At 68.3% G+C, this 21,096-nt stretch carries 20 protein-coding genes; 6 read left to right on the forward strand and 14 right to left on the reverse strand.

What is annotated here, in order from left to right:
* Window position 1 precedes the first annotated feature (1 nt).
* A complete protein-coding gene (locus EV137_RS34085; RefSeq protein ID WP_134005706.1) occupies window positions 2–601 on the reverse strand; it encodes a papain-like cysteine protease family protein in 600 nt (199 codons plus the stop codon).
* A 179-nt stretch (window positions 602–780) separates the two neighbouring features.
* Here EV137_RS34085 and EV137_RS34090 point away from each other — a divergent pair, with 179 nt between their 5' ends.
* The gene (locus EV137_RS34090) at window positions 781–1,683 is read left to right on the forward strand and encodes a hypothetical protein (protein ID WP_134132216.1); all 903 of its coding nucleotides are present in this window, start codon (window positions 781–783) and stop codon (window positions 1,681–1,683) included.
* Between the two features lie 293 nt (window positions 1,684–1,976).
* Here the strand turns inward: EV137_RS34090 and EV137_RS34095 are convergent, their stop codons facing one another.
* From EV137_RS34095 to EV137_RS34155, 13 genes are all read right to left on the reverse strand, one after another.
* The gene (locus tag EV137_RS34095; RefSeq protein ID WP_238175749.1) at window positions 1,977–2,693 is read right to left on the reverse strand and encodes a hypothetical protein; all 717 of its coding nucleotides are present in this window, start codon (window positions 2,691–2,693) and stop codon (window positions 1,977–1,979) included.
* Between the two features lie 227 nt (window positions 2,694–2,920).
* Window positions 2,921–3,397 (reverse strand): hypothetical protein, encoded by a 477-nt coding sequence (locus tag EV137_RS34100; RefSeq protein ID WP_134132217.1) that lies wholly within the window; start codon window positions 3,395–3,397, stop codon window positions 2,921–2,923.
* Between the two features lie 6 nt (window positions 3,398–3,403).
* A complete protein-coding gene (locus EV137_RS34105) occupies window positions 3,404–5,767 on the reverse strand; it encodes a RelA/SpoT family protein (protein WP_238175750.1) in 2,364 nt (787 codons plus the stop codon).
* 131 nt (window positions 5,768–5,898) lie between these two features.
* On the reverse strand, window positions 5,899–6,438 hold the full coding sequence (locus EV137_RS34110; protein WP_134005714.1) for an adenine phosphoribosyltransferase: 540 nt from the start codon (window positions 6,436–6,438) through the stop codon (window positions 5,899–5,901).
* Window positions 6,438–7,625: a protein translocase subunit SecF gene (secF, locus tag EV137_RS34115; RefSeq protein ID WP_134132219.1), complete on the reverse strand. Its 1,188-nt coding sequence runs from the start codon at window positions 7,623–7,625 to the stop codon at window positions 6,438–6,440. The genes EV137_RS34110 and secF overlap by 1 nt, the downstream gene beginning before the upstream one ends.
* Window positions 7,625–9,382, reverse strand: a complete 1,758-nt coding sequence (gene secD / locus EV137_RS34120; protein ID WP_238175751.1) for a protein translocase subunit SecD — start codon at window positions 9,380–9,382, stop codon at window positions 7,625–7,627. The genes secF and secD overlap by 1 nt, the downstream gene beginning before the upstream one ends.
* Window positions 9,383–9,468: 86 nt before the next feature.
* Window positions 9,469–9,942, reverse strand: a complete 474-nt coding sequence (gene yajC, locus EV137_RS34125; RefSeq protein ID WP_134132220.1) for a preprotein translocase subunit YajC — start codon at window positions 9,940–9,942, stop codon at window positions 9,469–9,471.
* 236 nt (window positions 9,943–10,178) lie between these two features.
* The gene (ruvB, locus tag EV137_RS34130; protein WP_134005719.1) at window positions 10,179–11,231 is read right to left on the reverse strand and encodes a Holliday junction branch migration DNA helicase RuvB; all 1,053 of its coding nucleotides are present in this window, start codon (window positions 11,229–11,231) and stop codon (window positions 10,179–10,181) included.
* Window positions 11,232–11,246: 15 nt separating this feature from the next.
* On the reverse strand, window positions 11,247–11,849 hold the full coding sequence (gene ruvA / locus EV137_RS34135) for a Holliday junction branch migration protein RuvA (protein WP_134005721.1): 603 nt from the start codon (window positions 11,847–11,849) through the stop codon (window positions 11,247–11,249).
* A 31-nt stretch (window positions 11,850–11,880) separates the two neighbouring features.
* Entirely contained in the window at window positions 11,881–12,477 is a 597-nt protein-coding gene (gene ruvC, locus EV137_RS34140) for a crossover junction endodeoxyribonuclease RuvC (RefSeq protein ID WP_134006056.1), read from the reverse strand.
* A 70-nt stretch (window positions 12,478–12,547) separates the two neighbouring features.
* Window positions 12,548–13,705 carry a GNAT family N-acetyltransferase gene (locus tag EV137_RS34145; protein WP_238175752.1) on the reverse strand — a complete coding sequence of 386 codons (1,158 nt, stop codon included), beginning with the start codon at window positions 13,703–13,705 and terminating at the stop codon, window positions 12,548–12,550.
* Window positions 13,706–13,732: 27 nt separating this feature from the next.
* On the reverse strand, window positions 13,733–14,191 hold the full coding sequence (locus EV137_RS34150) for a hotdog fold domain-containing protein (protein ID WP_134005723.1): 459 nt from the start codon (window positions 14,189–14,191) through the stop codon (window positions 13,733–13,735).
* 9 nt (window positions 14,192–14,200) lie between these two features.
* Window positions 14,201–16,048: a heparinase II/III family protein gene (locus tag EV137_RS34155; RefSeq protein WP_134132221.1), complete on the reverse strand. Its 1,848-nt coding sequence runs from the start codon at window positions 16,046–16,048 to the stop codon at window positions 14,201–14,203.
* Window positions 16,049–16,156: 108 nt separating this feature from the next.
* Here EV137_RS34155 and EV137_RS34160 point away from each other — a divergent pair, with 108 nt between their 5' ends.
* The 5 genes from EV137_RS34160 (at window position 16,157) to EV137_RS34180 (ending at window position 21,093) form a co-directional block, all read left to right on the forward strand.
* Window positions 16,157–17,173: a LacI family DNA-binding transcriptional regulator gene (locus EV137_RS34160; protein ID WP_134005726.1), complete on the forward strand. Its 1,017-nt coding sequence runs from the start codon at window positions 16,157–16,159 to the stop codon at window positions 17,171–17,173.
* On the forward strand, window positions 17,173–17,808 hold the full coding sequence (locus EV137_RS34165) for a DUF1961 family protein (protein WP_134132223.1): 636 nt from the start codon (window positions 17,173–17,175) through the stop codon (window positions 17,806–17,808). The genes EV137_RS34160 and EV137_RS34165 overlap by 1 nt, the downstream gene beginning before the upstream one ends.
* A gap of 121 nt (window positions 17,809–17,929) precedes the next feature.
* Window positions 17,930–18,550: a YesL family protein gene (locus tag EV137_RS34170; RefSeq protein WP_134005730.1), complete on the forward strand. Its 621-nt coding sequence runs from the start codon at window positions 17,930–17,932 to the stop codon at window positions 18,548–18,550.
* Window positions 18,547–20,097, forward strand: coding sequence for an extracellular solute-binding protein (locus EV137_RS34175; RefSeq protein ID WP_134005732.1), 1,551 nt, complete (start codon window positions 18,547–18,549; stop codon window positions 20,095–20,097). The genes EV137_RS34170 and EV137_RS34175 overlap by 4 nt, the downstream gene beginning before the upstream one ends.
* A gap of 3 nt (window positions 20,098–20,100) precedes the next feature.
* The gene (locus tag EV137_RS34180) at window positions 20,101–21,093 is read left to right on the forward strand and encodes an ABC transporter permease (protein ID WP_133788890.1); all 993 of its coding nucleotides are present in this window, start codon (window positions 20,101–20,103) and stop codon (window positions 21,091–21,093) included.
* The last annotated feature ends 3 nt before the right edge of the window (window positions 21,094–21,096 follow it).

Consider the following 21,096-nt stretch of genomic DNA (forward strand, 5'->3'; position numbering starts at 1 on the left):
GTCAGGCTCCGATCCGGTACAGGGAATGCGTCCAGGTGAACTGCGAGTTGGACCGGTACCAGTTGTAGGACGAGTAGTTGTAGCGCGGGTCGTCCGGCCACGGGTTGTAGTACTCGATGGTCGAGTCGGACGCGTCGTACCCGATGATGTCCATCATGTGTCCGCCGCCCGAGGTCCAGCCGATCCGCGTCATCACCGGGCGGCCGGCGGCGATCTCGGTGACGAGCGTGCTGAAGCCGAGCGTGGACGAGACGTAGCTGCCGGCGCTGATCCCGATCGCCCGGAAGGCCCTCTGGTCGTTGCCGAGCGTGGCCTGGTTGTTCGGGCAGGTGCTGTTCATCGAGTAGCCGAAGGCAAGGTTGCAGAACTGGTTCTGCGAGTACGAGCGGCCGTAGAACGCGGCGATACTGTTGCCGCTCGCGGCCCAGCACCAGTTCGACTTCTGCTGGGCCTGGCCGGTGACGTTCAGGTAGTAGCTGCTGGGTGCGGCCGAGGCCGGCGGGGCGAGCGGCGCCAGCGTCACCAGACCGAGGATCGTGGCCAGGAGCAACGACCAGCTGCGACGAGGCACCGGACAGGGCCTGGGGCGGAGCCTGCGCATGAGTCCTCCTTCGAGAGGTACTGCGGGGTGGGCGAGGTCCATCGTCGGGACGGGACCACTGCGCGGCAAGAACTCGGATCGGGGGTGTGAACGGCAACGGCGCGTGAACGAGGCGTGACGAGCCAGTGTCAGCGGGTGCTGTGAATGTTTACACTGCTGCCCTGAAGGAGCGTGGGCCCATGATCAAGCCGGTCGAAGTCCGTGCGGTGACTCCGGAAGCGTCGTTCGCGGAGGCACTGCGGCAGGCGATCGCCCGCCGCGGGCTGGCCCTCAACCGGATCCGGACCCATCTGGCCGACCGCGGGCTGCACGTCGGGGTCGCAACACTCAGCACCTGGCAGAGCGGCCGCCGGATCCCCTGCGAGGATTCGCTGGCGATCGTGACGGCGCTCGAAGAGCTCTTGCAGGTGCCGCCCGGCTGGCTGACCGGACGGATCCCTCCGGCGCGGACCGAGCCGGAGACGGCGCCGCAGCCGTACGCCGTTGTCGACTACGCCGAGGCGCTCACCCGGCTGCTCGACCGGCTCCGCCGTGACGCCCACGGCCGGCTGCGCAACGTGACCGTTCTCGAAGAGGTCCGGCTGGGCGCGGATCGGAGTGCGCACAGCCGGCGGGTCATCCAGAGCGTGGTCGCCGTACAGCCGGTGGATCGGCTGATCATCGCGCACCAGGGCGAGCCGGGCTGCGACGCCGAGCAACTCGCCTTGCGAGCGTTGAGCGGTTGCCGGACCGGCCGGATCGCCCGCTCGCCCGAAGCCGGTGCGATGCTCGGGGAGCTGCTCCTCGACCGGGTCCTCGCGGTCGGCGAGACGGCCGTCGTGCACTACGAGATCGAGGACCGCACCGGGTTGCCGTCGACGGAGTACCAGCGGTTCAGCGAGTGGGGCGGGATGCATTACGTGCTGGAGGTGCAGTTCGACCGGGCCGCGCTGCCGGTCCGCGTCCACGAGATCCGCCGTCGCCACACGTCCGGCCCGAACCTGGTCCACCGCGACCTGATGCTCACCCCCGACGGCCGCGTCCACGTCATCGAAGCCTCCGCAGACCCCGGCACAGTAGGAATCACCTGGGAGTGGGACTAGAGCGCTCCCCGCTCCCGACCGTCCGCAATTTCGTGGGCTGACCCACCAATTTGGTGGGTAGACCCATGACCTGCTGGGTTCCTGACCCTGGTTCAGGGTGCAGAACCTCCGACCTGATGGGTCTACCCACCAAATTCGCACTCAGCGACGGGCACTGGACCCGTGGATGATCGGGCGCGGCAGGTGAGGCGCGGGTCAGCGGGTGCGGTGCGGGTCAGCGGGTGCGGTGCGGGTCAGCGGGTGCGGTGCGGGTCAGCGGGTGCGGTGCCGGTCAGCGGGTGCGGTGCGGTGGACTAGGTGCGGAAGCCGGCGTGGATGTGGTCGTGGTGGGTTTGGTCGGAGAAGTACGCCGTACCGGAGAGTTGGTAGGGGCCGCCTACGTTGTAGGAGCCCAGGGACTCGGTGGCGCGCATGTACGACGTGATGAGCGAGCGGGACGTTGACGGCGCCACGACCGGATGGCCGTCGATCTGCCAGGTGTCGAACGCGCGGCCGCGGGGGTGATCACTCGGGCGATCGGTGCCGAACACGTTGGTGGGGTGGCCGGAGCGGATCACGCTGACGCCGATCCGATAGGTCTTCGCGAGCTCGAGCATCGCGGTGAGCACGCTGTCGTGCACCTGTCCGGACCGGATGTCCGCGGCGGATGCCGGCGGCAACAGGATCTGCTCGCTGGCCAGCACCTGCCGCGCGGCGGCCGACAGGCTCGCAACCGGCGCTCCGGGTCGAGCCGGGTGCGTCGCGATCACCCGCCACGTCCCCTGCGACGACTTGCTCAACCGTACGTCGACCGTCGTGCCACCGCTGATCAAACGGTTCTGCCTGATCGAGTACACGCGGCACGGCACCAGCACGCTGGCCGAGTCGCTCAGAATCCCGCCGTACTGCGCGTCGATCACCTCAACCACAGCTTGCGTATCCGTCGGCCGCAACAACTTCACCACCGCCGCCACCGCGAGCCGCTTCACCTCAGGCTGGATCTCCCCCGGCCCCGCCACCCAACTCCGCACGGAGGGCAGGGCAACAGTCGGAGTCGGTGTCGGCGACGTAGGCGGCGAACTGGGCGTCAACGAAGGCGTAGACGAAGGAACCGATGAAGGCGTCGATGAAGGAGTAGAAGGTCTTGCACTCGGCTGGTTCTGCGCCGAGGAATCACTGCACCCGACCAGCAGTCCCGCAGCCGCGATCAACAACTCCCGCCGCCTGAAACGCCTCATACCCCGCAGTGTCCCCACCCTCACAAGCAGAGGCGGCAGTCCGTGTAATCGCCGAGGTACAACCCATGCTCCGGGCAACGGGCGAACGCAGCCTCCACCGGATCCGGATCCCACATCCGCGGCAGCTCAACCGGCTCGGTCGGCGGGCTGAAGTCCAGGACCAGCCGCTCGTACTCCGCCAGAAACGCTTCGAAGATGCGCGGCTCGTAGCTCAGCAACTCCCACCGAAACCGCGCCTCCGCCAGCCGAACCACGCGCAGCAGGTAGTCCCGCTCCGCCTCCCACCCGGCAGCCGGCCACGGCAGCTCGTCCAGATCGAAGCCGTCGTTCCCCATCCCGATCCGAGAGTTGCACAGGAGCAACGCAAATCCGCGCTCGAACTCTGTCTCCGCCAGCTCACACGCAGGCAGCGCAAGCACGTCCAGGAAGATCGCACTCGCTCCGTTGTACAGCTTCAGGCCCGGTCCGTCCGCCGAGCCACGGAACCAGTCGCCCATGGGCGTCTACTGCGTGACGCGGTAGACGTCGAAGACGCCTTCTACGGAGCGGACCGCCTTCAGGACGTGGCCGAGGTGGGTCGGGTCGCCCATTTCGAAGGTGAAGCGGGACTTGGCGATCCGGTCGCGGGTGGTGGTGAGTGCCGCGGACAGGATGTTCACATGGTAGTCCGACAGCACCCGGGTGATGTCCGACAGCAGGCGGGCCCGGTCCAGCGCCTCGACCTGGATCGCGACCAGGAAGACGGACTGCGCCGTCGGCGCCCACTCGACCTCGACGATGCGCTCGGGCTGGGTCTTCAGGTTCTCCACGTTCGCGCAGTCGGCCCGGTGCACCGAGACGCCTGCGCCGCGGGTGATCCAGCCGATGATCTCGTCACCCGGCACCGGTGTACAGCACCGGGCCAGCTTCGACAGCACGTCGGTCGCGCCCTTGACGATGACACCGGCGTCGCCGCGCGCGGTGCGCTTGCGCCGCTCCTTGGTGGCCGGCAGCCGCATGCCCTCGGCGAGGTCCTCGGCCGCACCCTCCTCGCCGCCGTACGTCTCGATAAGACGCCGTACGACGGCCTGCGCGCTCACGTGCTGCTCGCCCACAGCGGCGTACAGGCCGGTGACGTCCGGGTACCGCAGGGAGTTCGCGACGGCGGTCAGGGTCTCGTGGGACAGCAGGCGCTGCAGCGGCAGGCCCTCCTTGCGGAGCTGCTTCGCGATCGCGTCCTTGCCGTGCTCGATCGCCTCGTCGCGGCGCTCCTTGGAGAACCAGTGCTTGATCTTGTTGCGCGCACGCGGGCTCTTGACGAACGTGAGCCAGTCCCGCGACGGACCCGCGCCCTGCGCCTTCGAGGTGAAGACCTCGACGACGTCACCGTTCTCGAGGGTGCTCTCCAGCGGCACCAGGCGCCCGTTGACGCGGGCACCGATACAGCGGTGGCCGACCTCGGTGTGTACGGCGTACGCGAAGTCCACCGGCGACGACCCGGTCGGCAGCGACATCACGTCGCCGCGCGGGGTGAAGACGTAGACCTCGGCGTTGTTGATCTCGAACCGCAGCGAGTCGAGGAACTCCGACGGGTCGGAGGTCTCCCGCTGCCAGTCGACGAGCTGCCGCACCCAGGGCATGTCGTTCGGCCCGCCGATTTCGGTGCTCGGCGTGGCCGGCGCGACCGAGGACGGGTCCTCCTTGTACTTCCAGTGCGCGGCGATGCCGTACTCCGCGCGGCGGTGCATGGAGAACGACCGGATCTGCAGCTCCACCGGCTTGCCCTGCGGCCCGATCACCGTGGTGTGCAGCGACTGGTACATGTTGAACTTCGGCATCGCGATGTAGTCCTTGAACCGGCCGGGGACCGGGTTCCAGCGCGCGTGCATGATGCCCAGGGCGGCGTAGCAGTCGCGGACCGACTCGACCAGGACCCGGATGCCGACCAGGTCGTAGATGTCACCGAACTCGCGGCCGCGGACGATCATCTTCTGGTAGATCGAGTAGTAGTGCTTCGGCCGGCCGGTGACCGTCGCCTTCACCTTGGCGAGCCGCAGGTCCTCGTGCACCTGGTCGATCACGGTCGCCAGGTACTCGTCGCGGGACGGCGCGCGCTCGGCGACCAGCCGGACGATCTCGTCGTACACCTTCGGGTGCAGGGTCGAGAACGCCAGGTCCTCGAGCTCCCACTTGATCGTGTTCATACCGAGCCGGTGCGCCAGCGGGGCGTAGATCTCCAGCGTCTCGCGGGCGATCCGCTCCTGCTTCTCCTGGCGCAGCGAGCCGAGCGTGCGCATGTTGTGCAGCCGGTCGGACAGCTTGATGACCAGCACCCGGATGTCCTTGGACATCGCGACGACCATCTTGCGGATGGTCTCGGCCTGCGCGGACTCGCCGTACCGCACCTTGTCGAGCTTGGTGACGCCGTCGACCAGCATGGCAATCTCTTCGCCGAAGTCGCGGGTCAGGTCCTCCACCGTGTACGGCGTGTCCTCGACGGTGTCGTGGAGCAGCGCAGCGCAGAGCGTGGTCGCGGTCATACCGAGCTCGGCGAGGATGGTGGCAACCGCGAGCGGATGCGTGATGTACGCGTCGCCGCTCTTGCGCATCTGGCCGGTGTGGTACTTCTCCGCGGTCCGGTAGGCGCGCTCGATCATGCCGAGATCTGCCTTCGGGTGGGTCGCGCGGACCACCCGGAACAGCGGCTCGAGCATCGGCGCCCGATTCGGGTGCCGGGTGCCGCCGAGGCGGGCGAGCCGGGCGCGGACCCGGGCCGGAGCGATCCGCGGGGGTTGGGTCGCAGGCGGCGGCGACACGGGAGCCGGGCGCACCGGCGACGGCGCGCGCGGCGGCTCCTGCGGTACGGCATCCGGCACCGCAGATGTCATCGCCGGGTCTTCGCCCACGTTGTGTCCCTCCGCCGACAGGCCACCAGTCTAGAGGCCAGCGTCCAACGAGGCAGAACCGCCTGTGGACAACACGCCGGGTAAGCCGACGGCGACGGAGAGTTTGCCCGAATTCAGACCGTGACGAGGGCGGTGACGGCTTCGCCTTGGAGGCGTTTGCGGCCGGGGAGGAACGAGAGTTCGAGGAGGACCGCCGTACCGAGGACCTCGGCGCCGCAGCGGCGGATCAGCCGCAGACAGGCCTCGACCGTGCCGCCGGTGGCCAGGACGTCGTCGATGACGAGGACGCGGTCACCGGGAGCGAACGCGTCCTGGTGCACTTCGATCGTCGCCTCGCCGTACTCCAGCGCGTACGACTCCTCGTACGTCGCCGCCGGCAACTTCCCCTTCTTGCGCACCGGCACGAACCCGGCGCCGAGCGCGAGCGCGACCGGGGCCGCCAGGATGAAGCCGCGCGCCTCGATCCCGACCACCTTGTCGACGATCGGCTGCCCGTCGTCGTCCGTCCCGGCCGCCGCCAGCGCCTCCACGACCTGGCCGAAGCCGGTGTGATCGGCCAGCAGCGGGGTGATGTCCTTGAACACCACCCCCGCCTGCGGATAGTCCGGGATGTCGCGGATACCGTCCGTGAGGACCTGCTCGAGCGACCGCATCACTTACCGCGCTTCGACCGCGGCTTGCGGGTCGGCTGCGGACGCCCTGCGGCCGCCGCCTTCATCGGCCGCGACGACGGCGTCGGAGCCGACCCGGTTGCCCGGTCCGCCTTCCGAGGTGTGTCCTGTACGTCGGAACGCGCCGCGGCACCCGCCGGCGCGCCGGCCGTGGCCACGCCGACCGGAGCGGCCGCAGCGGCAGCGATCTGCGCCTTCTTGGCGGTCACCCGCTTGTTCAGCGCCTGCATGCCGGGCTCGCGCTCCTTGAAGACCGCGAGCAGCGCCGGCGCGATGAAAATCGACGAGTACGCACCGATCGCGACACCGACGAACAACGCCAGCGACAGGTCCTTGAGCGGGCCGGTGCCGAGCACCGCCGTACCGACGACCAGGATCGCGCCGATCGGGAGCAGTGCGGTGACCGTGGTGTTGATCGACCGGACCACGGTCTGGTTCACGGCGAGGTTGGTCGCGTCCGAGTAGGTGTAGCGGTTCGACCCGGTGATGCCGCGAGTGTTCTCGCGGACCTTGTCGAACACCACGACGGTGTCGTACAGCGAGTAACCAAGGATCGTCAGTACGCCGATCACCGTCGCCGGCGTGACGTCGAAGCCGATCAGCGCGTACAGACCGACAGTGATCGTGACGTCGTGGATCAACGCGATGATCGCGGCCATCGACGCCTTGGCTTCCCGGAAGTACAGCCAGATCACCGCGAACACCGCGATCAGGAACACGACCAGCGCCAGGATCGCCTTGTCGGCGATCTGCTTGCCCCAGGACGCACCGATCTGCTGCGAGGTGACCTGCTCGGCCGGGATACCGGCCTCCTTGGCGATCGCCGCGCGCACCGTGCCGATGTCGTTCTGGGCCAGCGGCTTGGTCTGGACCCGGACCTTCTCGTTGTTGATCGTGGTGACGACCGGGTCGCCGAGGTCCTTGGCGTTGGTCGCCTTCACCGCGTCACCGAAGTCCTGCACGGTGTGGTCGGTGACCTTGACCTTGGCCTCGTACTCGACGCCGCCCTTGAACTCGATACCGAGCGCCAGGCCGCGGGCGAACAGCCCCGCCAGCGAGATGATGACCAGGACCGCCGAGAGGCTGAACCAGAACTTGCGGTGGCCGATGAAGTCGTAGGAAACCTCACCGCGGTGCAGCTTGGCACCGATCGCTCCGAGCTTCGACATCAGACCTCCCCTCCGACCGGCTTGCGCGTCGACGGCGTCTTCCGCGGCCGGGCCGACGGTTTCGTCTGTCCGGGCAGTCGTTCGACGCCCAGATGCTCCGGATCCAGTCCGGACAGCTTGTGCCCGTGGCCGAAGAAGTCGGTCCGGGCGAGCAGTGTGACCACCGGCTTGGTGAACAGGAACACCACGACCAGGTCGATCAGCGTGGTCAGGCCGAGCGTGAACGCGAAGCCGCGGACGCTGCCGATCGCCAGCACGTACAGCACCAGCGCGGCGAGCAGCGAGATCGAGTCGGCGGCGATGATCGTGTGCTTGGCGCGGGCCCAGCCGGTCTCCACCGAGGAGCGCAGGCTGCGGCCCTCACGGACCTCGTCGCGCAGTCGTTCGAAGTAGATGATGAACGAGTCCGCGGTGATACCGACGGCCACGATCAGACCGGCGATACCGGCCAGCGTCAGGGTGAACCCGATCGCCTTGCCGAGCAGGATCACCAGGGCTCCGGTGAGGATGCCGGCGGCCGCGAGCGAGAGCACCACGACGATGCCGAGACCGCGGTAGTACAGGAAGCAGAACACGACGACCAGCGCCAGACCGGCGAGACCGGCCCAGATACCCGCGGAGAGCTGGTCACCACCGAGCTGCGGCGACACGGTCTCGACCGAGGAGATGTCGAACTTGATCGGCAGCGCGCCGTACTTCAGCACGTTCGCCAGGTCGCGGGCCTGGGCCTCGGTGAAGGTACCGGTGATCTGCGCCTGGCCGCCCGGGATCGGGCTGTCCACGCTCGGGGTCGAGATGGTCTCGCCGTCGAGCACGATCGCGAACAGGTTCTGGCCCTGGCCGCGCTGCGAGATGGCCGTGGTGGCCTTGAGGAACTTGTCGCCGCCGTCACCGGTGAACTTCAGGTTCACCTGCCACTGCAGACCGTTCTGCGGGATGCCGGCGGAGGCGTCCGACAGGTCGGTGCCGTTCAGGATCGCCGGGCCGAGCAGGTACTTGTAGGTGCCCTCGCGGTCGCAGGAGAAGATCGCCGTGTTCGGGTTGTCGACCTGCTTGTCACCGCACTTGTACGCCGCGAACGCCGCCTGCGTGGCCGCGTCCGGCGTGTAGTTCAGCGGGTCGCCCCCGGCGGCCGGCGTCGACGGGGTCGCGGACGGCGTGGCACTCGGCGTCGTACTGGGCTTCGCGGTCGGCGTCGTACTGGCCTTCGGGGTCGGCGTCGGTGTCGCCCCGCCCAGCGCGCTCGACCAGGCCCGGCCCTTCGGCGTGCTGGTGGGGGTGCTGCTCGGCTTGACCGTGGCGCTCGGCTTCGGCGTCGTACTGGGCTTCGGCGTGGTGCTCGGCTTCGGCGTCGTCGACGGAGTGGGCTGCGGCGCGGCGGCATCCGAGCCGTACACGACCCGGAAGTAGAGCAGCGCGGTCTGACCGACCTGCGACACCAGGGATTCCTTCGTGGCGCCCGGAACGGCCACGTTGATGTGGTTCGTGCCGGAGGTGGTGATGTCGGACTCGGCGACACCCGCGCCGTTGACCCGCTGGCCGATGATGTTCTTGGCCTCGTTCAGCTGGTCGGCGGTGACCTTCCCGGTGCCGTCGAACGTGCTGGCGGTCAGCGTGATGGTCGTGCCGCCCCGCAGGTCCAGCCCGAGCTTGGGCTTCCAGGTCTTGGTCAGCGCCATGATCCCGAACAGCAGAACCACCACCACCAGCAAGCCGATCAGGCTCCGCCCGGGGCGGGATGTCGTAGTCGTTGCCACGTCAGTTTCAACCTTTGTACTTCTGGGCGCGCCGCACCGTCAGGTGGACGCCGAACGCCGCGCCGCAGGCCGTTGGGACGGAAAAATCAGTTCTCGGTGTGCGTCGGCGGCAGCTTCGGCGTGTCCTGGACCTTGCCGTCGGCCTTGTCACCGGCCTTACCCGCATCCGGTACGTCGACCTTCTCGGCGTCGTCGTCCGCCGTCTCGGCGGTCTCGTCGGCGGCGGCGGCCTCGGTGGAGGTCTCGGCCTCGTCGGCGGCGGCGTCCTCTTCCGGGATCACCCGGCCGATCGCGGCCTTGACGACCTGGACCAGGACGCCCTCGGAGATCTCCAGCGTCACGTACTCGTCGTCGGTCTCCTCGACGATGCCGACCAGGCCGCTGGTGGTGATCACCTTGGTGCCCGGCACGAGTGCGGCTACGGTCTGTGCCTGCCGCTCGCGCTGCTTACGCTGGGAGCGGCTCATGAACCAGATCATTCCGACGATCAGGATCAGCGGCAGCAGCAGCGTGATGCCGCCACCCCCGGAGGAGGCCATCGGTACGGCGAGGAGTTGCATCGGGTCTCAGAATCCTTCGTCGGCTCGGTTAAGGCGTGCGCCGCGCGAGTGCGCAGGTCGCGGCGGAAGACCTGGAGGTCAGGCCACCGGGGAGTCTAACGCCGCGCGTCAACAACTGCCGCATGACGCCGGGTCACGTTTGCGTTACTCACTACTGGTCGCTACGCAGTGTCTACGTTCCGGCGCCGGCGGAGGTTCCCCGGCGGTCGTTCGTGTTCAGTTGAGCTTGAGCTCCTTCAGTCCTCATCGGAGTCGAAGAGCGTGTCCGCGAACGTCGCGCCCTTCGGGACCTTGAGCCCGATGTGCCGCCAGGCCGCGGGCGTGGCGACACGACCACGCGGCGTACGGGCCAGGTAGCCCGACCGGACCAGGAACGGTTCGGCCACTTCCTCCACAGTCTCACGTTCCTCGCCGACCGCAACCGCCAACGTGGAAAGACCGACCGGTCCGCCGCCGAATCGGCGGCACAGGGCGTCCAGGACCGACCGGTCCAGCCGGTCGAGGCCCATCTTGTCCACCTCGTACAGATCCAGGGCCGCCTTCGACAGGGCGAGCGTGATGATGCCGTCCGCGCGGACCTCGGCGTAGTCGCGGACCCGGCGGAGCAGCCGGTTCGCGATCCGCGGCGTACCGCGGGAACGGGACGCGATCTCGATCGCGCCCTCGGGCGTGATGTCGACCTCGAGGAGTGCTGCCGACCGGTTCACGATCTTCTCCAGCTCGGCGGCGTCGTAGAACTCCAGGTGACCGGTGAACCCGAACCGGTCCCGCAGCGGCCCCGGCAGCAGACCGGCCCGCGTGGTCGCGCCGACCAGGGTGAACGGCGGGATCTCGAGCGGGATCGCGGTCGCGCCCGGACCCTTGCCGACGATCACGTCGACCCGGAAGTCCTCCATCGCCATGTACAGCAGCTCTTCCGCGGGCCGCGACATCCGGTGGATCTCGTCCAGGAACAGGACTTCGCCCTCGCTCAGCCCGGACAGGATCGCGGCCAGGTCGCCGGCGTGCTGGATCGCCGGACCGCTGGTCACCCGCAACGGAGCGGCCATCTCGCTGGCGATGATCATCGCGAGCGTGGTCTTGCCCAGCCCGGGCGGCCCGGACAGCAGCACGTGGTCCGGCGTGCGGTTGCGGCCGCGAGCCGCGTGCAGCACCAGCTCGAGCTGCTCGCTGACCCGGCGCTGACCGCCGAACTCGGACAGGGTGCGCGGCCGCAGCGCGGACTCGATCTTGCGTTCCTCGAGGTCCACCGCGTCGGCGGAGACCAAGGGGCGAACGTTGTCTTCCATCGCCTACGCCCCCTTTTATGCCTTGGAAAGAACGCGCAGCGCGGCGCGCAGCAGGTCGGGAACGGACGGGTTCGGGTTGTCGGCTGCGAGCGGCGACACGGCGGTGACCGCATCCTCGGCATCGCGGGCAGACCATCCCAGGCCGACCAGACCGGCGTGTACCTGGTCGCGCCAAGCCTCCTGCGCCTGCAGCGGCCGGCCGCTCACCGTCCTGGACGGCGCACCGATCTTGTCCTTCAGCTCGAGCACGATCCGCTGCGCACCCTTCTTGCCGATCCCCGGAACCTTCACCAGTACGGCGAGATCCTCCGTCGCGACCGCCTGGCGCAACTGGTCCGGGCTCAGCACCGCCAGCGCGGCCTGGGCGAGCTTCGGCCCGACACCGGACGCAGTCTGCAACAGCTCGAACAGGGTCTTCGCGTCGTCGTCGGCGAACCCGTACAGCGTCAGCGAGTCCTCACGAACCACCATCGACGTGGCGATCCGCGCCTCCTGCCCCGGGCGCAAACCGGCCAGCGTGCCCGGGTCGCAGTACACCTGCAGGCCGATCCCGCCGACCTCGACGACGGCACTGTCCAGCCCGATGGCCGCCACCGGTCCACGTACAAAGGCGATCATCGCCACCCTCCAAAACCGTTCATCACCGTGCTCACCGCTTGCCCTGCTGCGCCGCCACCGCGGCCCGCAGCCTCGCCACCTGCAGCCGTGACTGTGCCTGCGCCGTCGCCTCGAGATTCGCCCGGCTGGTAGCCGCTTCCTGCAGCTTGCTCGCCACTCCCCCGCGCCAGACCTGGCAGATGGCCAGCGCCAGCGCGTCCGCGGCGTCCGCGGGCGTCGGACGCTCGCTCAGTTTGAGGATCCGGGTGACCATCGTGGTCACCTGCTCTTTGTCCGCGCGACCGGATCCGGTGACCGCGGCCTTCACCTCGCTCGGCGTGTGCAGGGCGACCGGCAACCCGCGACGGGCCGCGACCACCATCGCGATCCCAGAGGCCTGCGCCGTACCCATCACCGTCCGGACGTTGTGCTGCGCGAACACGCGCTCGACCGCGACCGCGTCCGGCTGGTACCGGGCGATCCACGCGTCGAGCTCCTCCTCGATCAGCACGAGGCGTTTGGAGACGTCCAGGTCGGCCGGCGTCCGGATCACCCCGACGGCGACCAGCGCCGGCGGCTTCCCCGGGGTCCCCTCGACGACGCCGAGGCCGCACCGGGTCAGTCCCGGGTCGACGCCGAGCACCCGCATGGCCACCTCCGAACGTTTGTTCGACAACCCTAGTCGGAGGCGTCAGGAGTTCAGAAATCGACGCGCCGTCTCAGAAGTCGTCGAGCATGTACGGCGCAGGTCCGCCGAACACCGCGTCGAACCCGGCGTCAAGCGCCGCGCCCCCGCTGACCAGTCCGGCGCCGCGGAGGGTCGCCAACGGGGTACCGGCGTACAGCGCCGCCAGTCCGCGCGGGCCGAGGCGGAGTGCGTCGCCCGACGGCTCGGCGGGGGTGAGAGTGGCGGATCCGTTGCCGACCGAGAGGCGCCAGTCGCCGGTGTTCGCGGGCAGTTCCGGGTCGTCGATGCGCAGGTCGGCCTCCAGTACGACGCCGTCCGGGAAGCCTCGCCCCGCAAAGGCTGCCGGGGCGTCGACGAGCCGGAGCATCCACCGGTTCTGCCACGACTTGCGATGCGCCTCGTGCTCGACCATCAGGTGGATCGGATCGAACGGCGGGCAGCACGCCTCGACGGTCTTCGCGATCGACGCCCCGGAGCCGACGGTCGCCCACAGTGCGCGGGCGGTCTCCTCCGACCCGGCGATGAGCTCCTCGACCGCGAGGTTGCCGTCGGACCACTTGTAGACGACGAAGCCGTCCTCGGCGACGTACGCGAAGAGGCTCTCGTCCTCCAGCCAGGACTCGACCTCGGCGCGCGGCCAGATCAACGGACCGTTCGAGCGTCGCGCCTCGTGCGCCTTCGCCGCAAGCTCGAGGAACAGGTCCGCGTCGTCGCGGCCCGCCTTGCGCACCGCCGTACGCCTGCCGCCCAGGGTGCGCAGATCGGCGGCCTCGAAGGTGTAGAGCTGCCGGCTTCCCGCGAACTCGTACCCCAGATGCCGGTAGAGCACGGTCGTCGCCGGATACAGCGCCGTCAGCGGGTAGCCCTTCTCCACGCACAGGTTGAGTACGGCGCGCATCAACAGGCTGCCGACCCCACGACCGCGGTACTCCGGTGCGACGACAACGCCGGCCACACCGCCCATCGGCACCCGGCGCCCGCCCCACCACTGCTCATACGGCCAGACCCGCGCCGCCGCGACCAGCTCGTCACCGTCGAGGACCCCGAGGTACCGCCCGTCGACGATGAACGACCGCGCGGTCTTGTTCCACTCGTCACGGTCACCACCCATCCCGAACGACCGCGTCCGCACCTGCCACACCGAGTCCAAGTGCTCCTCGGTTACCTCCACCACCCGCAGCTCAGTCACGCCGAGACCATACGTCGTACGACGTGTTCACTTCTTGTCAGTTACCCACAGGTGGATCGTGCCCTCGACGACCACCGTGCCGTCGTCACGCGTCGCCTTGACCTTCACCGGTACGTCGGGGCCCGCAGTCCAGGTGTCCGGGTCGGTCTCCGCCGAACACGTCAGGTCCGTCGTCGACTTGGCGAGGTACGCGACCTCCATCCCCTTCGGCAGCCACCGCTTCCCCGCCGGCACCGTCGCCTCCGCCAACGCCCCCATCGCCGCCTCGAGACCGTTGCACACGGCAATCGCATGCACGGTCCCGATGTGGTTCAGCACTGCCCGCCGCTTGGGCAACGTCAACGCCGCGTAGTTGGGACTCACCTGCACGAACCGCGGCCGCACCGACCGGAAGTACGGCGCCTTCCAGGTGAACCCCCACGAGAACACCCGCTCCCCACCCGGCACCGCACGCAACCGCTCCCACAACCCCAGCACCTGACTCATACCGGCATGTTACTCACGAGTCACATGCCGCGTGAAGAGGTGACTTGGGGAGAACACGACGGTGGTGGCGTTGGACGGCGTGAGGAGGGGTGGGCGGGCCGTTAGTGCGAGGCGCGTGACCTGATCACCCCAGATTGCGGACAGGCGCGGATCGGTCAGGGGAAGTGGTTCCAGTACGGCGGCCAGGTGGTCGGCGTCGTACGAGATGGTGAGGCCCGCCACCCGGATCGTGCCGCTCTCGTGGAGTGCCGGGCCGTTGAGGATCAGGTGCCAGACCAATGATCGTGGCGCGTCCGACAGGTCCCACGTGTCGGTGAGTTCGACCGTCTGGTCCAGTACGAGACGGCGGTGCCAGGAGCGGATGCCGGCTTCCGGTGGATAGGCATGGGCCAGGTCGAGTTCGCAGGTGGTGCGGTCGCCGAGTTCGGCGGACATGCCGGTCGCCTGGAACTCGCGGCCGGGCGGCTGCGAGAACCCGTTGATCAGCGGCAGGTTGTGGTAGTCGCTCTGCATCGTGAAGATCTGGTAGCGATCGGCCGAGAACGTCTGCCGGGTGTACGTACCGACACCGAGATCGATGACGCGCGGTACGCCGTCGACGGCGACGATCAGCGAGCCGACGTCGTTGTGGTTGTGCGACTCGGCGTTGTGTCCGCCCTTCAGCGCGACGAGCAGATTCTTCGAGCGGGCCACGAGTACCTCGGTGTCCGGCAGGTAGACGTCCTGATGGCCGACCTCGTCCTCCTCGGTCCGCAGGCCGGGCTCGAGCAGCGTGCCGATCACCCGGAGCATGGACGGAATCCGCGGTACGAGCGGATCGTCGCGACGCCGGATCATCCGCGCGTGCTGACGTGCGGTCGGCTCGTCGGTGTGCACGCCGAGCCGGTACAGCGGGTACGCCGCCGACGGGTCCGCCAGTTGCGCCGGGCAGTCCGCGAAGTTCACGTACCAGCGGTCGTCGATGTGCATGGCCGGCAGGTACGACGTGATCGGCCGCAGCTTGGGATGACCGAAACCGTCGAGCTGCCCGGCTGTGGCGTCGTACAACAGAACCAGGCTGTCTGCGACGGAGCCGCCGGCTCGCGTCCAGTACGACGCTCCCTCGTCGCAACCACCGTCGTCCGGGTAGGAATCGAGGAACACGTCGAGACCGTCGACCACGCGTTCGACGACCTGGGCGCGGCGCGCCGGATCAGGCTCGAGCAGGAGGGTGCACGCGGTGAGGTTCGAGTGGATCCACGGGTTCCAGTTGTTCGTGAACCGGGTCAGCCACGGCCAGTCGCGAACCTCGAGGAACGGCGTCAGCACCCGCTGGTCGACCTCGGTCGAGATCCGCAGCCGGGTCGCCGCATCCAGAGCGGACCCCAGCAGGTGATCCATCCAGGCCAACAGGCCGCCGGTCTCGGCACAGAACAGATCCAGATCCCGATCCCCCGGCCGCGGCAGCGGCTCGTCCCGCGCGGCCGCCGAACTCGCATGCGCCGGAAGAGTCCAGGTCGCCTCGTCACACACCAGCCAGACGCCGTCCACAACGTCCGCGACCCACCGCTCGTCACCGGTCAGCAGAGCCGCCAGCGCGCTCGTGACGATCCGCCGGCGGCGCTCGAAGTACGGCGTCTCGTACCGATCGCGGTCGCCCTCGCGCTGGAACCGCGCGAAGTCGCTCGCCAGCAGTACCGGCCACTCGCCCGCGGCCTGCTCCTCGGCATCCGTCAGCAGCGCCGCACGATCTCCCGCCGGCACACCGTTCCACACGTCCCGCAGTTCGATTCCCGGCGCCAGCCGCACCGACCCGGCAGTGCCCAACGCCCGGTTCACCAGTTCCCCGGGCAACAGTCCACGCATCGTCTGAGCCACACCGCCAACCTATCGGCCGGCAGACCGATCGAGTCCCGGCGATTTAGACGATTCAACTCGGGTCTGGATAGACTGCGGGTGACCGGGACGGCTGCTGGACGGGGGACGATGGGGACGCCCAGCATCAAGGAAGTTGCGCAGCGGGCCGGGGTTTCGGTGGGGACCGTGAGCAACTTCCTCAATCGGCCGGGGATCGTGGCGCCGGAGACTCGCCAGCGGGTTCAGGACAGCATTCAGGCGCTCGGGTTCGTGCGGAACGAGGCGGCGCGGCATCTGCGGGCCGGCAAGAGCCGAACCGTCGGGCTGGTGGTGCTCGACGTGACCAACCCGTTCTTCACCGATCTGGCCGAAGGCGCCGAGGCACTGGCGTACGAGCACGACACCGTGGTGATGCTGTGCAACAGCAAGACCGACCCGGTGCGCGAGGGACATCACCTCGACCAGCTCGAGCAGCAGCGCGTGATGGGCATCCTGATCACACCGTTCGACAGCACCGATCCGCGGCTCACCGCGCTGGTCGACCGCGGTACGCCGGTAGTGCTCGTCGACCGTACGGCGGACCGCGGACTGTGCTCGGTGTCGGTCGACGACCAGCTCGGCGGACGTCTCGCCGGCAACCACCTGATCGAGTCCGGCCATCGCCGGATCGCCTTCATCGGCGGGCCGTTCACGATGCAGCAGGTGGCCGACCGCAGGGCCGGCATCACCGCGATCGCCGAGGAGACGGGCGACGTCGACCTGCAACACTACGAGGTCGACGTGATGGGTGTGGTCGAAGGTCGCGCGATCGGTGAACAGCTCGCCGCCCTGCCGGCGCGCTCGCGTCCGACCGCGGCGTTCCTCGCCAACGACCTGCTCGCGCTCGGATTCCTGCAGGGTATGGCGGTCGCCGGCCTGCGGGTCCCGCGGGACATGGCGATCGTCGGGTACGACGACATCGATTTCGCCCGCGCCGCCGCCGTACCGCTGTCGTCCGTACGGCAGCCGGCCGAGTTGCTCGGGCGGACCGCGATGGAGCTGCTGCAGGAGGAGGTCGAGTCCGCCGAGCGGCACCGGCATCGTCAGGTGATCTTCCAGCCGGACCTGATCGTCCGCGAGTCCAGCGACTTCAAGCGCCGGCGCTGATGACCGCCCTGTACGAGAACCCGCTCGCGTCACCGTCCGATCTCGACGGCTTCCGCCTCGAGGGCGACGGCGCGACGTCGTTCCCACTCGGCCGGCTCCGTCTGGAGAGTGTGCGACCGGCCGCGGACGGGCAGGACGCGAACGTCGTGCTGTGGTGCCCGGAGGACTTCCCGCCGGACGTGACGATCGAGTGGGACTTCTGGCCGATCCGTGAACCCGGCCTGTGCATCCTGTTCTTCCACGCCAAGGGCCGCCACGGTGAGGACCTGTTCGACCTGCAGCCGCGCACCGGACCGTACGAGCAGTACCACCACGGCGACCTCGACACGTACCACGTCTCGTACTTCCGCAGACGCTGGCCGGCCGAGCGCGCCTTCCACACCTGCAACCTGCGCAAGAGCTACGGATTCCACCTGGTCGCACAGGGCGCCGACCCGATCCCGGACGTGGCCGACGCCGACGGTCCGTACCACCTGCGCCTGACCGTCCGGCACGGCGAGATCACCTTCGCGATCAACGACCTGCCCAGCTTCACCTGGCGCGACGAGCAACCCCTGACCGGCGGCCGCATCGGCTTGCGGCAGATGGCGCCGTTGATCGGCGAGTACGCGAACCTGCGCGTCTCCCAGGCCTGACCCCCGGCTTCGCGCAGCTCCGTGACCACTCTCTGACAAACGCTTTCCCAAGCCTTGACATTGAGACGATTCAACCATACGGTCACATCACTTTTCGCCCCGAAACAAGGCAGGAACCGGCATGAGAACAGGCTGGGCCATCAAGCTGTACGACGCTGCGGACGAGGTCCTGTGGGTGATCAAGGTGAACGCCCTCTGGATCCTCTTCACGCTGCTCGGCGGGATTGCCCTGGGTATCGGCCCGGCCACCCTCGCGGCATATTCGCTGGCCAGACGCAGGTCATCCGATGAATCGTTTCACGCCTTCCCTGCTTTCCGTACCGCGTTCCGCCAGGAGTTCCGCCGCGGCTCGCTCGTCGTACTCCCCCTGGTCGCGGCTGCCGTCGTTCTCGTCGGCAACTACCTGTACTTCGCCGCGCTCGGGGCCGCACTCCCCCGCCTGGCCAGCCTCACGGCGCTCGTCGCGCTCGGGCTGATCGCGGCGTACGCGCTCCCGATGGCCGTGCACTACGACCTCGGGATCCGCATGTTGTTGCCCAAGGCATCGCTGGTCGCGCTCGCGCGGCCGGCGTCGTCCCTGGTCCTGCTGTTCGTCGCGGTGTCCATCGCCTACGTGTCGGTGAAGTTCCCGGTGTTCGGGTTCGTCCTGGCCGGCGGCGCCTGGATCCAGCTCGACACCTGGCTCTGCTTGCGCTTCTTCGCCGAGAACGACGCGCGCCTGCATCTGAAAGGGAACCAATGACCATCTTCTCCAAACGGCGCCTCGCCGTCGCCGCCGCACTGTCGACGGCACTGCTCGCCGCCTCCGCCTGCTCCGGCGGCGGCGACGACAAGGGCGGCCAGGCCGCCAGTACCGAACTGACGGTGATGGCGCCGCTGTTCGGCACCGCGCCGGACCCGAACGGCGAACTGCAGCAGGCGGTCGAGAAACTGATCGGCAAGAAGCTCCAGATCACCTGGGTGCCGAACGCGGAGTACGGCGACAAGTCGAACGTCACGCTCGCCTCGGACAAGATCCCGGACGTGATGGTGGTGAACGAGAAGGGTCCGTCGTTCGTGAAGGCGGCCGAGGCCGGCGCGTTCTGGGACCTCACCGGCAAGCTCGACAAGTACGAGAACCTGAAGCCGGCCAACGAGCAGACCGCGAAGAACACGCAGACCAACGGCAAGACGTACGGCATCTACCGGGTCCGGCCGCTGCTGCGCTCGGGCATCGTGATCCGCAAGGACTGGCTGGCCAAGCTCGGCCTGAAGGAACCGCAGAGCGTCGAGGACCTGTACACGATCGCGAAGGCGTTCGCGGACAAGGACCCGGACGGCAACGGCAAGAAGGACACCTACGGCCTGATCATCCCGAAGTGGCCGGGGAACTACGCCAGCGCCAGCCCGTACGACGTGATCGAGACCTGGTTCGGCGCGCCGAACGGCTGGGGTGAGCGCGACGGCAAGCTGGTCCCGGGCTTCGACACCCCGGAGTTCCTGGCCGCGAACCAGTGGCTGCGCAAGTGGGTCAAGGAAGGCCTGGTGAACCCGGACTTCGCCACGCTGGACAGCGCGAACTGGAACGACCCGTTCGTGCAGGGCAAGGGCGGCATGATCATCGACGTGAACGTGCGGGCGACCCAGTTGCTCGACCTGTTCAAGGAGAAGAACCCGAAGGACTTCGACAAGGTCACGCTGGTCGGCAACCTGAAGGGCCCGGACGGCGAGAAGCACTCGTACCCGTTCACCGGCTACAACATGGTGATGGCGATCTCCAAGCAGCACGTGCGCACCGAGGAGCAGCTCAACCAGGTGCTGGAGACGCTGAACAAGCTCGAGTCCAAGGAGGGCTCGATCTTGCTCACCAACGGCATCGAGGGCCGCAACTTCAAGGCCGACGGCAAGTACGCCGTACCGATCAACCAGGACGACCCGAAGGTGAAGGCGATCCAGAACGACGTGGACAAGGCCTTCATCCAGCTCGGCACCCGGGCATCGGTCGGGCTGGGCGCGTACGCGCTGCGGCCGAACGACGAGGCCAGCCGCAAGATGCGGGAGAAGTTCGACGTCCTGATGAATGAGGACCTGAAGACCGCGGTGTTCAACCCGGCGCTCAGCATCATCGCGCCGACCTCGGTGGCGAAGGGTCAGACGCTCGACACGATCATCCCGGACGCGCGGATCAAGTACCTGTCCGGCGCGATCACCGAGGACCAGCTGAAGGCGCAGATCAAGCGCTGGTACGACAGCGGTGGCACGGACATCGTCAAGGAGGTCAACGACCTGGCTGCCAAGGCCGGCGGCTGACCGATGGCCACCGACCTCGTGCCCGAGGTGGTGCAGCCGGCCGCGGATTCTTCGCGGCCGGCGTCCGCCCCGCGGCGCAGACGACGTACGAAATCTCTGGGGCGCGACCTGTGGCGCTACCGCTGGCTGTACCTTCTGCTGCTGCCCGGCCTGGTGTACTTCGTGGTGTTCAAGTACCTGCCGATGTACGGCCTGACCATCGCGTTCAAGGACTACGTGCCGTTCCTCGGCTACTCGGGGAGCGAATGGGTCGGCCTGAAGCACTTCCAGGAGCTGTTCACCGGGCCGGACTTCGGCCGGCTGATGTTCAACACCCTGCTGCTCGCCGTGCTGACGATCGTGTTCGTGTTCCCGGCGCCGATCGTCGTCGCGCTGCTGCTGAACGAGCTACGGATCAACGTGCTGAAGCGGTCCGTGCAGTCGCTGGTCTACATCCCGCACTTCCTGTCCTGGACGATCGTCGCGTCGCTCACCTACCTGCTGTTCTCGGTGGACTTCGGCGTGATCGCGAACTGGATCCACGGCCTGGTCGGCGGGCAGAAGACGGACTACGTCGCGCAGGCGGACTGGTTCCGGCCGCTGATCGTGCTGCAGCTGCTGTGGAAGCAGACCGGCTGGGGCACGATCATCTACCTGGCCGCGCTGGCGGGAGTTGACTCGCAGCTGTACGAGGCCGCTCGCGTGGACGGCGCCGGGCGGTGGCGGCAGTTCTGGCACATCACGCTCCCGGCGATCCGGCCGACGATCGTGGTGATGGCGATCCTGACGTCCGGGCACCTGATGGACTCCGGGTTCGAGCAGATCTGGCTGATGACCACGTCGCTGAACCGTGACGTCGCGGACGTGTTCGACACGTTCGTGTACTACATCGGCATCACCCAGGGCTCGTTCAGCTACGCGACCGCCGTCGGACTGTTCAAGGGCCTGATCGGCGTCGTGCTGATCTTCGGCTCCAACTTCCTGGCCAAGCGCATGGGCCAGCGCGGTCTGTTCTGAGAG

The sequence above is a fragment of the Kribbella pratensis genome (assembly GCF_004366075.1).
GTDB classification, from domain to species: domain Bacteria; phylum Actinomycetota; class Actinomycetes; order Propionibacteriales; family Kribbellaceae; genus Kribbella; species Kribbella pratensis.